The organism is uncultured Kriegella sp. (genome assembly GCF_963975415.1).
GTDB lineage: Bacteria > Bacteroidota > Bacteroidia > Flavobacteriales > Flavobacteriaceae > Kriegella.
Window position 1 is genome coordinate 201,481 of the sequence record NZ_CAXBGN010000002.1, and the last position, 13,266, is coordinate 214,746.

Here is a 13,266-nt window from a genome sequence, read left to right on the forward strand (position 1 = left end):
AGGAACATATCTTTTTTAAAACGTACTTTTACGCCATAAAGTATTTCAATGGGCAAACCTTTAATTTTAGTAACCAATGATGACGGGATTACTGCACCGGGACTTCGAGCCCTGATACGCTATATGAAAACCATTGGAGACGTAGTAGTTGTCGCACCTGACAGCCCACAATCGGGCAAAGGACATGCCATAACGCTTGACAACACATTGTTTTCGGCAAAAATCATGGTAGACAAAGAACATGGCGCTACCGAAGAATATAGCTGCAGTGGAACTCCTGCTGATTGTGTAAAGTTGGCCTTACAAGAAATTTTAGGGCGGCGGCCCGATATTTGTGTCAGTGGCATAAACCATGGCTCGAATTCGTCAATCAATGTCATATACTCTGGCACGATGAGTGCTGCCATCGAAGCGGGGATCGAAGGCATACCCGCCATTGGTTTATCATTGTGCGATTATTCATGGGATGCCGATTTCAAACCTGCAGAAACCGCAATAAAAAGAATAGTTCAAGAAGCGCTGACAAATGGCATTCCCAAAGGAGTCGTACTCAATGTAAATATTCCAAAATTGGCAAAGAGCGAATTAAAAGGTATAAAAATATGCCGGCAGGCACGTGCCAACTGGAAAGAAAAATTTGACAAGCGAACCAATCCGATGGGTAAGGACTACTATTGGCTCACTGGAGAATTTGAACTTTTAGACAAAGGAGAAGACACTGACGAATGGGCTTTGGCCAATGGCTATATATCGGTTGTACCGACACAGTTCGACCTTACCGCCCACCACGCGATACAACAGTTGAATTCTTGGAATTTTTAATATAGGATTCCATTTTTGATCTGTATATTCATGCCTTCTTTATTAAGTAACCTTAAACTTGTATTAAAAAATGAATCAGAAAAAGGAGCTTTTTATAGGATTTTTGGTTGGTCTCATCGCTAATGTTTTGGGTACATTGCTATACATTCTCTTGTTTTCGGAATTTGGCATAACCGAAACTTTCAAAGCAGCAATACAACAAGGTCACGTAGGTAGCTTGTTGGCATTAGGCGCCATATTGAACCTGATCGCTTTTTTCGGATTTCTGAGACTGCGAAGAGATCAAAGGGCCAAAGGCGTTTTGGTTGCCACTATGTTGACAGCGCTAATCATTCTCTACTACAAAGTTTTTTAACAACCTAGGACTGTTTTGCAGATGTATCGAATTTGAATCAATTATGAAATACTACATCATAGCGGGAGAAGCATCGGGCGACCTACACGGGTCTAACCTGATCAAAGCGTTAAAAATCGAAGATCCGCAAGCCAATATACGCTGTTGGGGTGGCGACCTAATGCAGCAAGCAGGCGGCACCTTGGCAAAGCACTATAAAGAAATGGCCTTTATGGGATTTCTTGAAGTGCTATTGAATTTGAACACGATTGCCAAGAATATTACCTTCTGCAAAAAAGACATACAGCAATTTGAGCCCGATGTCATTGTTTTTATTGACTTTTCCGGGTTCAATCTACGCATCGCCAAGTGGGCAAAAGAAAAAAGTTACAAGACCAATTATTACATTTCCCCACAAATTTGGGCCTCTCGCGAAAGCCGTATCGAAAAAATAAAAAGAGATATCGACGCCATGTACGTCATCCTTCCCTTTGAAAAAAATTTTTATGAGCAAAAGCACGGGTTTCCCGTACATTTTGTGGGTCACCCCTTAATCGATGCCATAGAAAGCCGCAAAAATATCGATGAACCAACCTTTCGAAGAGAAAACCATCTAGACAAAAAAAAGCCGATTATAGCCTTACTCCCCGGAAGCAGGAAACAGGAGGTAAAAAAAATGTTGCGAATTATGTTATCAGTAGTCGATGATTTTCCAGACTATAATTTCGTTATAGCAGGCGCCCCTAGTCTAGACAATGATTTTTATGCTCCTTTTTTAAAAAATCCGAATGTCAATTTCGTATCGAACAAGACCTACGACTTACTAAGCCATTCACATGCCGCATTGGTCACAAGTGGCACCGCTACATTAGAGACTGCCTTATTCAAGATTCCACAGGTGGTATGCTATAAAGCCAATTGGCTGTCATACCAAATTGCGAAACAGATCGTTACTTTAGAATATATATCATTGGTAAACCTGATCATGGAAAAAGAAGTTGTCAAAGAATTGATACAAGATGATTTGAATACCAAAAACCTGAAATTTGAGCTTACCAAATTAATCGAAGGTCCCTCGCGTGCTCAGCAGATTAAGGCCTACAATGAATTGGAAAAAAAGTTGGGCGGTGAGGGAGCTAGCAATAAAACCGCCAATCTTATTGTTCAAAATGTTTAATTTTGAAATTGCAGTCATAAACTAAAGTGCCGAATGATTCGTAACATTGGTTATTTATTACTCCTCTTTCTTATCGCCGGCTGCGGTGCCAAGAAGAAAACAACCCAGGTTCAAGAGCGGAAAGTTACTGTAGCGGCATCTCCCCGAATTGCTGAGCCCAGGAAAGAACAGACGAAAAAAGAAGCAAAACGTCCCAAATCAAAAGCAGAAAATATAATCAATACAGCTTTGACCTTTTCAGGAGTTCGCTATAAATATGGCGGCACTACGACAAAAGGAATGGACTGTTCAGGACTCCTCTATATTTCTTTTGGGGAACACGACATTAGTTTACCAAGGGTCTCATATCAAATGGCTGAACAAGGCGACGCCATTAAGCTGAAGAATATCGTAAAGGGTGATCTTCTTTTTTTCAAAACAGGAAGGGCTTCCAAAAGAATCAACCATGTTGGCATGGTCGTGGCTATCGAGGGAGATGACATCAAATTTATTCACAGTACAACTTCGCGAGGCGTCATCGTTTCATCATTACGTGAAGGTTATTGGAACTATGCTTTTGTGAAAGCCACCCGAATCCTGTAACTTTCAGTTCCATCTAAAACTGGTGCTCATGCGGCTCCTTAGATTTATTCCCATACAACTGACCTTGTTTTTGGTGATTGGTATTTTAATTGGCCATTACCTGAACGTTGAAAGCACGGCTGTGCTTGCCGCTACACTTCTGGGAATAACTACCCTAGGACTTCTTCTCATTCGGAAAAAACCAAAAGGCACACTTGCCTTCCCTGCAGTTACAGCCCTTACCACAATTCTAATGGGAATGCTTGCAGTTTCATTAACAGTGCCCAAAAATCAACCGGGTCATTATGCTCATTTTAATACTTACAAGAAAAAGCTTTGGCACCTAAAAGTACGGGAAGTTCTGAAACCAAATGCATTTTCAATACGTTATATAGCTGATGTCAAACGCATGGATAGCCTTCAAGTCTCCGGTAAAATCATCGTTTCCATTTTAACTGACAGCACTGCCAAATCACTCGAGGTCGACCATGAAATTTTAACCTATGGTCTACTTGAGCCCATACGCCCTCCTTTGAATCCGCATCAATTTAACTACAAACAATACTTGCAAGATTTGGGCGTGTATCATCAACTGCAGTTGGCAGACAATCAGTTCACCATAACCAAAACGACATCAACAACCTTGCATGGTCTAGCCGCCAAGACAAGAAACCTTATAATAGCTAAACTAAAAAAGGCCCATTTTGGCATTGAAGAATTGGCTATTATTCAAGCCTTGTTATTAGGGCAGCGAAACGACCTTTCAGAAACTACGTATACCAATTATAAAGATGCGGGTGCCGTTCATATACTGGCCGTTTCGGGTTTGCACATAGGTATTATATTACTCTTACTTCAATTTCTATTACGCCCATTAGAGCTTTTAACGCACGGTAGAACACTGAAGCTCGCCACAATTCTTATACTCCTTTGGGCCTTCGCCTTTTTAGCGGGATTATCAGCTTCGGTAACAAGGGCCGTTACTATGTTTTCTTTTGTAGCCTATGCCCTTTATTTGAACCGGCCCAGCAATACCTTTAATATTTTGGCATTATCGATGTTTGCCATCTTATTGATTGTAAACCCTAAATTGCTGTTTCAAGTAGGCTTCCAAATGAGCTACGCAGCCGTGTTTTCAATTGTCTGGATCTATCCTTTGCTCCAAAAATTGTGGCTTCCCAAAAATATTATGCTTCAAAAAATATGGCAACTACTTGCCGTAAGCTTCGCCGCTCAGGTAGGCGTTTTGCCCATCAGTCTTTTTTATTTCCATCAATTCCCAGGACTATTTTTCGTCTCGAATCTTTTGATAGTTCCAGCCTTGGGACTAATTCTAGGAATGGGCATTCTGGTCATTGTCTTATCCTTATTCGACTTTCTGCCCGATTTTTTGGTTACCATCTATGACACCTTTATTTTTTGGATGAATGCCACCATAGCATGGGTGGCACAACAGGAATCTTTTATTTTCAAGAATATTTCTTTTGATGCCATCGAAATGCTATTAGCCTATTGTACCCTAGTAAGTCTGGTTTGGTGTCTCACTAAGCCTACTTTCAAACGAATGGCGGGTTTGGGCCTAAGCATTATTGCTTTCCAGGCTTGGTCTATCAACACGAGGTATCAAACCGAAAAAAGAGAGGTTCTTATTGTAGTTCATCAAACCCGCAACTCTGTTTTAATGCACCAAAAAGGAAAACAACTTTTTGTTATGGCCCAAGACACTCAAAGAACCAAGACAATTGCAACCAATTATCAAATTGGCGAGCATCTAAAATCAATTGAATACAGGCCTTTAAGAAATAGCTACCAATGGCAAAACAGCCAGATACTTATAATCGACAGTTTGGCCCTTCATCAACCAAAAGGATTTCGCCCTGATTATGTATGGCTTACCCAATCACCAAAATTAAATTTAGAGCGGTTAATCGATTCATTACGGCCCCGATTTATTATCGCCGATGGCAGTAACTACAAAAGCTATATTGCACGGTGGAAAAAAACTTGTATCAAAAGAAAACTCCCTTTTCACTATACCGGTGAAAAAGGAGCTTATTTTTTTAAAGAAAAATTTTAAAAAACAAGACATTTCGAAACTGTCAAATCTAATTTGCTATTTTTCGTTCATCATCTTCAGCACCATGCGTCAACGCCTTCAGTTTTTTAAGGAAAACCCAGATCAACAATCCAAAAAGAATACAAAACAAGGCGATTCCGGTAAACACTTTATATTCTCCGAACTGGGAAGCAGATTCCCCTAGCAATCCTGCCACTTTATTACCCAAACCAGTGGTAGCAAAATAAAGCCCCATCATTAAGGAGGCGTATTTGGCAGGAGCCAACTTGGTCACAAAAGAGAGTGATACAGGCGAAAGACTGAGTTCGCCAACAGTATGAAACAAATAAGCCAAAATCAACCAATACATGGCAGCGGAACCAGATTCATGAAATTGAGCCGTAGCAGCAGTCATAAACAAAAATCCTATACCCATGATAATGAGCCCCATAATCATCTTGAAAAGCGAAGAAGCTTCTTTACCTTTCAGTTTCCGTTTGGCCCAAAAATTTGCAACAACCGCTCCCAAGGTTATTATAAAAAAGGCATTCACCGATTGGAACCATGAAGCAGGAACCTCCCACCCCATTAATATTCTATCGGTATTATCTTTGGCAAAAATATTCATCAGCCCCCCAGCCTGTTCAAAGGCCCCAAAGAAAACGATGACCATAAGAAAAGAAAGAATCAAAACGATCACCCTGTCTTTTTCTATCTTCGTAAGTGGTCTTTTTAGCGATTCACGATCTTCTACATTTTCAGATTTCCCCAAATACTCTCCAACACCTTTTAAATGCTTTTGTCCGAATAAGAACTGAACAAGACCCAAAAGCATGCATATCCCTGCAAGACCAAAACCATAGTGCCAGCCATAAACCTCGCCCACATAACCCACAATCAAACTAGATAGAAAAGCACCTATATTTATCCCAATATAAAAAATGGTAAAGCCTTTGTCCCTTCGAATATCGCCTTTTGAATACAGACCACCTACCATTGTAGATATATTCGGCTTTAACATTCCCACCCCGGAGATAATAAAACCAAGTCCGGTATAAAAGGCCCATAGCTCCTCAATGGCCAAAATACTATGCCCAATAACCAAAAGTATTGCCCCAACAATCACCGCTTTCTTTTGGCCCAGAACGCGATCCGCAATTATGCCTCCCGGGATGGAGGCAACATATACCAACATTGTGTACCAACCGTAAAGTTTAAGTGCTTCCAAATTCGTCCATCCTAAGCCAGGGTTATTCTCTGTAGTCTCCGTTACCAGATACAATACCAAAATGGCCCGCATTCCATAATAAGAAAAACGTTCCCACATTTCGGTAAAGAATAAAACATACAGTCCTACTGGGTGCCCAAAAAGTTCTTTTCGCTTTATAGTTTGAATCGTATCTGCCATAAATAATTGAATTATAAGTTTTCCTTAATGAAATTAGTCATCATATTATAGAGGTGAATACGTGTATTACCACCATAAATGCTGTGATTTTTATCGGGATAAATTGCCCAATCGAACTGTTTATTGGCTTGCACCAATGCCTCTATCATTCGCATACTGTTTTGCACATGTACATTGTCATCACCAGAACCATGAATCAAAAGATAATCTCCCTTTAGGAGTTCAGGATAATTAAATGGTGAATTATCATCGTACCCACTAGCGTTCTCTTGTGGCGTTTGCATATATCTTTCAGTATAGATCGTATCATAAAAACGCCACGAAGTCACTGGCGCAACGGCAATGGCGGTCTCGAAAACATCATTGCCTTTTAAGATACAGTTGGTAGACATAAAGCCTCCATAACTCCAGCCCCAAATCCCCGTCCGTTCGGCATCGATATATGAAAGTTCACTTAATTTCTTAGCAGCGGCAATTTGATCTTCAACTTCATATTTACCTAGCTCCTTTTGTGTCATCTTCTTAAAATCTCTACCCTTGAATCCCGTTCCACGTCCGTCAACACAAGCTATAATATAACCTTGTTGCGCCAACATCTCATGCCAATAGTCATTTGCGGCCAGCCAACGGTTTGCAACACTCTGCGAGCCAGGACCGCTGTATTGAGTCATAAACAATGGATACTTTTTGGAAGGATCAAAATCTTTAGGTTTGACCATATACATATTTAGGTCATTCCCATTTATTTTCAAGGTTGAAAATTCTTTAAAACTTATATCATAACCTTCCAATTTCTGCTGTAAGGCAGAATTATCTTTGATAACCTTTAATTTTTTACCGGTCAACGCCTTGTGCAACGTGTAAAACGGCGGTACCGTAGCACTAGAATATGTATTGATAAAATAAGTGAAATCAGCACTGAAATCGGCCACATTAGTCCCTTTGTCAGCGGCTAAGGCCTTTTTACCCTTGCCACCGCTTGAGATACTATAAACACCTCGATTAATCGAGCCATTTTCAGTTGATTGATAATAAACTCTATCTTCACTTTGATCATATCCATAATAATTGGTGACTTCCCAAGGGCCCTTGGTAATCTGATTCATCAATTGACCTTCGTTATTATATAAATAAATATGATTATTCCCATCTTTCTCGCTGGTCCATATAAAACTGTCATCAGCTAAGAAGGTCAAATTATCCGTAACATCGACATAGGCTTTGTCTTGTTCTTCTAGCAACAAGGAAACAGTATTGTTTGTGGCATTAACGGTATGTAATTTCAAATGATTTTGATGTCGATTAATGGTCTGCACGCTCAAATAGTTCGGGTTATGCATCCATTTTATACGTGGAATATAATAGAAATCTCCTAAATCAACTTTGGAAATTTGTTCATTTTGAACATCGAACATGTGCAAAGTCACCAGAGCATTGTCTTCCCCTGCCTTAGGGTATTTAAAGACATGAGGTCTGGGATAAAGTTCCGTCCCATACACATCCATCGAAAATTCAGGTACTTTGCTTTCGTCAAAACGCAAAAACGCAACTTTAGTTCCGTCAGAATTCCAAGCAAAGGCACGCACAAAGGCAAATTCTTCTTCGTAAACCCAATCAGTAACCCCATTGATAATTTTATTCTTGACCCCATCATCGGTAATTTGCTTTGTTTTTTTCGAGGTTATGTCGAAAATGTAAAGATTATTGTTCGACACATAGGCAACTTGCTTACCATCTGGTGAAAGTGAAGGCTCCTGAATTTTCGCATCTGAAACCTTGACCAAGGTTTTGGCTGCAATGTCATAAACGAAAAAAACACCCAATGTTGAGCGTCTAAAAATCGGTTCTACCTGGGTAGCCAATAGAATTTTTGATTCATCATCACTAAAGGAATAAGAAGAAAAGTTTTCAATAGCTTTCAGGTCTCTTGAAGATACAATGGTTTCGACCTTCTTCAATGTGGTATAGTCATATTTGTCGATACGACTACTTCCATTGGTTCTGTCAAAATTGAGAATGGTATATTGTTTACCATTTTTCATCGATCGAAGTAGTGGCAATCCTTCGGTACTAAACTCCCCTGCATAAATTTTTTCCACTGACATCTGCTCCCCTTGTGCATTGATCGTTGTAAAAAAACCAAGGAAACAAATCAAAAGAACATAAATTTTTCTCATCAAAATAAATTTTCATGGCTCACCAATTTGATATTTATCGCATTGCGCAATTGCCGTCTATTTTATCCAATTACCCCAAAGAGCCTTCAAAAATCCTCAAAAATCGGTTCATTTTATCAATTTTACTAATTATTCTTCTAAAAAAAGTGGGGCGCGGCAAAATAAATGCAAATCTCAGCGTGCGAAACCGCTACTTACATTTTCGTCATAATGCGTATCTTTGGCGCAGTAACCAACAACCCTATGATCTCTCCTATCGAAGGATTCTCCAAACTGACCAAGAACGAAAAAATAGATTGGATCGCCGAACATTACACCGATAATTCTAAAGCGACCAAGTCGATTTTGAAACGCTATTGGAACTCCGAGAACAAGCTTCAAAAACTACACGACGAATTCATTGAGAATACAATAACCAATTTTTATCTCCCATTGGGAATCGCCCCAAACTTCTTGATAAACAACAAACTATATGCCATACCCATGGCAATAGAGGAAAGCTCGGTAGTGGCGGCCGCCAGCAAATCTGCTAAATTCTGGTTGGATCGGGGAGGATTCAAAACCACCGTGCTAGGCACTCAAAAAATTGGTCAAGTGCATTTTATGTACTCAGGCAATATTGATAAACTGAATGCTTTTTTTATATCAGTTAAGTCAAAACTTATTTCCGACGCTGCCCCAATTACTAAAAACATGGAAAAACGTGGCGGGGGCGTCACTGAGATAACTCTTCGAAATAAAAGCAACCAACTAAAAAACTACTTTCAACTCCATTGTACTTTTGAAACATTGGATGCCATGGGTGCCAATTTTATAAATTCGTGTTTAGAACAATTTGCCAAGACCTTTAAAAAGGAAGCCCAAAAATTTGCCCAATTTACCGAAACGGAAAAAGATATCGAAATTGTGATGAGCATACTTTCGAATTACGTACCTCATTGCTTAGTACGTGCCGAGGTCAGCTGCCCTATCGATAAGTTGACAGCAAATGCCATGATACCTCCAAAAGAGTTTGCCGATAAAATGGTCAGGGCGGTACGTATTGCCCAAATCGAACCGTTTAGGGCAGTTACACATAACAAGGGGATTATGAACGGTATCGATGCCGTAGTATTGGCCACTGGCAATGATTTTAGGGCCATTGAAGCAGGAATTCATGCCTATGCAAGTAAAGATGGATCCTATACCAGCCTTTCCCATGCGGGTATCGAGAATAATATTTTCAAATTCTCGATTGAAGTGCCCCTGGCACTTGGCACGGTGGGAGGATTGACCAGCCTACACCCCTTAGTCAAACTGGCCTTAGAAATCTTACGCAGACCATCGGCAAAAGAGCTAATGCAAATCGTAGCAGTTGCTGGATTAGCACAGAATTTTGCAGCTTTAAGTTCTCTAGTGACCACCGGAATTCAGGAAGGGCACATGAAAATGCATCTAATGAATATCTTAAATCAATTGGGTGCAACCAACGAAGAGAAACAGGAATTGAAACAGTATTTCAAGAAAAATACGGTCACCCACAGTGCTGTCGTGGAAGCTTTTGAAAAACTTAGGAAAAATCAATGACCCAGCAATTCTACAGCAACGGTAAACTTTTACTGACCGGTGAGTACGCCGTTCTTGACGGTGCTTTAAGTTTAGCCCTTCCCTGTCGGTATGGGCAATCACTTAACGTCACGGCTCATACCAAGCCCGAAATTCAATGGACAAGTAAAGACGACCAAGGCTCGATTTGGTTCCAATCAGTTTTTAAACTGCAACCCATAAAAGAAAAACAGTCGACCCTTGCGAAAATTAAAGGCTTAAACGAAAAAGAAATTGTCGCAACTGCTGAAATGCTTATTAAAATATTAACAGAGGCCCAAAAGTTGAATCCTAATTTTCTTTCAGGGAAACAAGGGTACTCTATTGATACCAAACTTGACTTTCCTAGAAAGTGGGGACTGGGATCTTCATCTACGCTCATCAACAATGTCGCAAAGTGGTCGCATACCGATGCACAAATGCTCTTACAGCGCACTTTCGGCGGCAGTGGGTATGATATTGCTTGCGCGCAGCATAACAAGCCGATTCAATACCTAATTGAACCTAAGAACAATAGACCAGAGGTGCAAATAGTAGATTTTGACCCACCCTTTAAAGAACAATTATATTTCGTTTATTTGAATAAGAAACAAAATAGTCGAGAGGGCATCGCCCAATACCGAAAACAAAAGTTCGATACCCCGAAATTAGTGGCAGAAATCTCAAGGTTAACTCAAGACATTACGCTGTGTAAAGACTTAGGGCAATTCAACATTTTTATTGAAGCGCACGAGGCGATTCTTTCCAATGTACTTCAAATACCAACGATAAAAGAAAGCCATTTTTCAGATTTCGAAGGTGCGGTAAAAAGTCTTGGTGCGTGGGGCGGTGATTTTATTCTCGCAACAGGAAACAAGAAAACTCCAAGATATTTCAAAGAAAAAGGGTATGAAACTATCATACCCTATTCAAAAATGATTTTGTAATTACCTATCAGATTTTTCGACCGAAGGGCCAACAACTATTAAAAGAAAGTTGCTCTTTTGTCTTCTATTTCGGCACCATCTTTCAATGCATTATAAACCTCTGTATTTACTCTAGCGGCATTGGTAGTTTTTAATGCATTGGCATAAGTACTATAATTATCTAATTTAGGAGCTTCGGTTTTCTTGGTTAGGGTCACCATAAAAACACCGCTATTTCCTTCTATTAAATCTGAAGTGGCTCCCTCTTTCATTGTAAATGCCCTACCCACTACTTTAGGTTCACTACCAGCACCAGGAATGGTGGGAGACTTCACGGCAAGTGCAGAGGCTGTGGAGACAGCAACGTTGTTATCTTTTGCCAAGTCTTCGATTGATTTTCCTTTGTTGGCTTCCATAATTTGTGTCGCCTTACGTTCTTTACGTATTTTAGGCAAAACCGTAGCGGAGGCCTCATCGGCAGACATAAGACCTTCTTCATACTTTGCCGTCAGTTGTACAACTGCATATCCACCATTGACATCAAAACGTTTGATATCCCCAATTTCAGAATCTCCATTAAATGCCCATTGCACTATGCTTCGTTGTGCGCCAAGGCCTGGTAGGTTTTCATCCATTGGGTTTATTTTGTTCACCGGCCGAACCACATAGTTTGCTTCCTTCGCCAAATCACTAAAAGCCTTTTCAGAAGATGTCGATTCCATTTCGAATTTAGTGGCATCTGTAAACAAACCATTGCTTGTTTCTTCAGATGGTTGAATTTCCCGTGCCAAGGTAGCGATTTGCACTACATCTTCCTTATCATCAATTTTGATAACATGAAAACCGAAAGCTGTCTCTACCATACCAATGGTACCCACCGAATTGTCAAAAGCGAAATCGTTGAATTCAGGAACCATTCTACCCTCTTGAAAGTAGCCAAGGTCCCCACCATTAGGAGCAGAAGGACCATCGGAATTGTCCCGTGCCAATTCTACAAATACTGCATCTTTCTTCTTGGCATCACGTAGTAGGTCTTTTGCCTTTTTTTCTGCTTCTTCTTTAGTGCGCTTTACATCAGGATTTGCTCGCTCTGCGCCCTCATACTGAATTAGAATATGACTGGCCTTTACCGATCCATTAGGCTTTCTGTTCACCATTTTTGAAACCTTAAAGAAATCTCCATCGCGATAGGGGCCATAAATTTCTCCTACGTTTAAGGTCATCAAGGTATCGGCAAAATTTGAGGGCAATTCCTTTTTAGCCCTATAAATGGTATCAAATTTCACATCTGAATTCCTGTCAAGAAAATCGGTTATATTAGTCGTATTTCTAAAACCCCTTAATGTGTCGTTCTGATCTTTCTGGGCATTATATTCAATCGTATCGTCTAGCAATTTGGTAATCTCATCCTCAACGGCCTTCTCATCTTCAGAAGATGGCTTCTCTTCAAAATAAACAAATTGAATATCTCTACCTTTCTCTTGTTTAAAATCTTCCTTGTGTGCTTGAATGTATGCTGAAATATCACTTTTAGACACGACAATAGAGCTATCTGGTATTGAGGTAAATGGAATTCTCACATATTTGATATCCATCTTATCATTAGCAAGTTTATAATCCATCTCTCCTTCTTTCAAAGTGGCACCAACACCCGCTTTGACCAAATTAAAATAGGTCTGCTCCTTGGCCATTTGAATTATGGCCTTTTCTGTTTGCAACCAGCTATCGTATCGAAGAGGATTGGTGGCTTTCCAGCTTGCAACGGCATCTCTAAACATATTTTCATCGAAAACCCCGCTTTGATTTTGAAATTCCGGACTTTGGGCATAACCACTTGTCCTTAAAAAGTTAATAATCTGATCTTGTTCGATATCAACACCTAGACCTTCAAATTGTTGTTCGAGTATACTACTTCGTACTTGTTGGTCCCAAACTTGATTGACGGTCTGCATGGTCGAACTCGATGGTGGAGCATTTCTTGTGGCAACCTCAAGGTTCTGCCTAAACTCATCTATGGAAATTTCATCCCCATTTATCTCTGCCACCGTAGAGCCTATTTTCTCTCCTCCAAAACCAGTGCTTGTAAAAACCCCTGAAATCACAAATGCGAACAAGGCCAAGCCAATGATTAAAATCAAAACGGTTGTACGTTTTCTTATCTTCTCTAAAATTGCCATTTTGTGGAATGTTTAAAATCAGGTGGCAAAACTACCACTTTTCTTTCATCTATTTAAAATTTTTT

At 40.0% G+C, this 13,266-nt stretch carries 10 protein-coding genes; 7 read left to right on the plus strand and 3 right to left on the minus strand.

Features of this window, described 5'->3' with window-relative positions:
- Positions 1-48: 48 nt before the first annotated feature.
- The 5 genes from surE to AACZ88_RS04705 all read left to right on the plus strand — a co-directional run bounded on the left by surE (position 49) and on the right by AACZ88_RS04705 (position 4,971).
- Complete coding sequence (surE, locus tag AACZ88_RS04685) at positions 49-822, plus strand: 5'/3'-nucleotidase SurE (protein ID WP_339706928.1); 774 nt, start codon at positions 49-51, stop codon at positions 820-822.
- A gap of 70 nt (positions 823-892) precedes the next feature.
- Positions 893-1,177 carry a hypothetical protein gene (locus AACZ88_RS04690; protein ID WP_339706931.1) on the plus strand — a complete coding sequence of 95 codons (285 nt, stop codon included), beginning with the start codon at positions 893-895 and terminating at the stop codon, positions 1,175-1,177.
- A 43-nt stretch (positions 1,178-1,220) separates the two neighbouring features.
- Positions 1,221-2,333, plus strand: a complete 1,113-nt coding sequence (lpxB, locus tag AACZ88_RS04695) for a lipid-A-disaccharide synthase (RefSeq protein ID WP_339706934.1) — start codon at positions 1,221-1,223, stop codon at positions 2,331-2,333.
- Between the two features lie 33 nt (positions 2,334-2,366).
- On the plus strand, positions 2,367-2,915 hold the full coding sequence (locus AACZ88_RS04700; RefSeq protein ID WP_339706936.1) for a C40 family peptidase: 549 nt from the start codon (positions 2,367-2,369) through the stop codon (positions 2,913-2,915).
- A 28-nt stretch (positions 2,916-2,943) separates the two neighbouring features.
- Positions 2,944-4,971 carry a ComEC/Rec2 family competence protein gene (locus tag AACZ88_RS04705; protein ID WP_339706938.1) on the plus strand — a complete coding sequence of 676 codons (2,028 nt, stop codon included), beginning with the start codon at positions 2,944-2,946 and terminating at the stop codon, positions 4,969-4,971.
- A 28-nt stretch (positions 4,972-4,999) separates the two neighbouring features.
- Here AACZ88_RS04705 and AACZ88_RS04710 read toward each other — a convergent pair whose 3' ends face one another.
- Both AACZ88_RS04710 and AACZ88_RS04715 read right to left on the minus strand, forming a co-directional pair.
- Positions 5,000-6,358, minus strand: coding sequence for a peptide MFS transporter (locus AACZ88_RS04710; RefSeq protein WP_339706941.1), 1,359 nt, complete (start codon positions 6,356-6,358; stop codon positions 5,000-5,002).
- A gap of 11 nt (positions 6,359-6,369) precedes the next feature.
- Entirely contained in the window at positions 6,370-8,535 is a 2,166-nt protein-coding gene (locus tag AACZ88_RS04715) for a S9 family peptidase (protein WP_339706944.1), read from the minus strand.
- A 243-nt stretch (positions 8,536-8,778) separates the two neighbouring features.
- Here AACZ88_RS04715 and AACZ88_RS04720 point away from each other — a divergent pair, with 243 nt between their 5' ends.
- Together AACZ88_RS04720 and AACZ88_RS04725 are read left to right on the plus strand one after the other, a co-directional pair.
- A complete protein-coding gene (locus AACZ88_RS04720) occupies positions 8,779-10,101 on the plus strand; it encodes a hydroxymethylglutaryl-CoA reductase, degradative (RefSeq protein ID WP_339708193.1) in 1,323 nt (440 codons plus the stop codon).
- On the plus strand, positions 10,098-11,045 hold the full coding sequence (locus AACZ88_RS04725) for a GYDIA family GHMP kinase (protein WP_339706945.1): 948 nt from the start codon (positions 10,098-10,100) through the stop codon (positions 11,043-11,045). Before AACZ88_RS04720 ends, AACZ88_RS04725 begins: the two co-directional genes overlap by 4 nt.
- Before the next feature lie 38 nt (positions 11,046-11,083).
- Here the strand turns inward: AACZ88_RS04725 and AACZ88_RS04730 are convergent, their stop codons facing one another.
- A complete protein-coding gene (locus AACZ88_RS04730) occupies positions 11,084-13,201 on the minus strand; it encodes a peptidylprolyl isomerase (RefSeq protein ID WP_339706947.1) in 2,118 nt (705 codons plus the stop codon).
- Between the last annotated feature and the right edge of the window lie 65 nt (positions 13,202-13,266).

Coding starts and splice junctions, on each gene's coding strand:
- surE (WP_339706928.1), top strand. CDS start 49: ATGGGCAAACCTTTAATTTTAGTAACCAATGATGACGGGATTACTGCA.
- AACZ88_RS04690 (WP_339706931.1), top strand. CDS start 893: ATGAATCAGAAAAAGGAGCTTTTTATAGGATTTTTGGTTGGTCTCATC.
- lpxB (WP_339706934.1), top strand. CDS start 1,221: ATGAAATACTACATCATAGCGGGAGAAGCATCGGGCGACCTACACGGG.
- AACZ88_RS04700 (WP_339706936.1), top strand. CDS start 2,367: ATGATTCGTAACATTGGTTATTTATTACTCCTCTTTCTTATCGCCGGC.
- AACZ88_RS04705 (WP_339706938.1), top strand. CDS start 2,944: ATGCGGCTCCTTAGATTTATTCCCATACAACTGACCTTGTTTTTGGTG.
- AACZ88_RS04710 (WP_339706941.1), bottom strand. CDS start 6,358: ATGGCAGATACGATTCAAACTATAAAGCGAAAAGAACTTTTTGGGCAC.
- AACZ88_RS04715 (WP_339706944.1), bottom strand. CDS start 8,535: ATGAGAAAAATTTATGTTCTTTTGATTTGTTTCCTTGGTTTTTTTACA.
- AACZ88_RS04720 (WP_339708193.1), top strand. CDS start 8,779: ATGATCTCTCCTATCGAAGGATTCTCCAAACTGACCAAGAACGAAAAA.
- AACZ88_RS04725 (WP_339706945.1), top strand. CDS start 10,098: ATGACCCAGCAATTCTACAGCAACGGTAAACTTTTACTGACCGGTGAG.
- AACZ88_RS04730 (WP_339706947.1), bottom strand. CDS start 13,201: ATGGCAATTTTAGAGAAGATAAGAAAACGTACAACCGTTTTGATTTTA.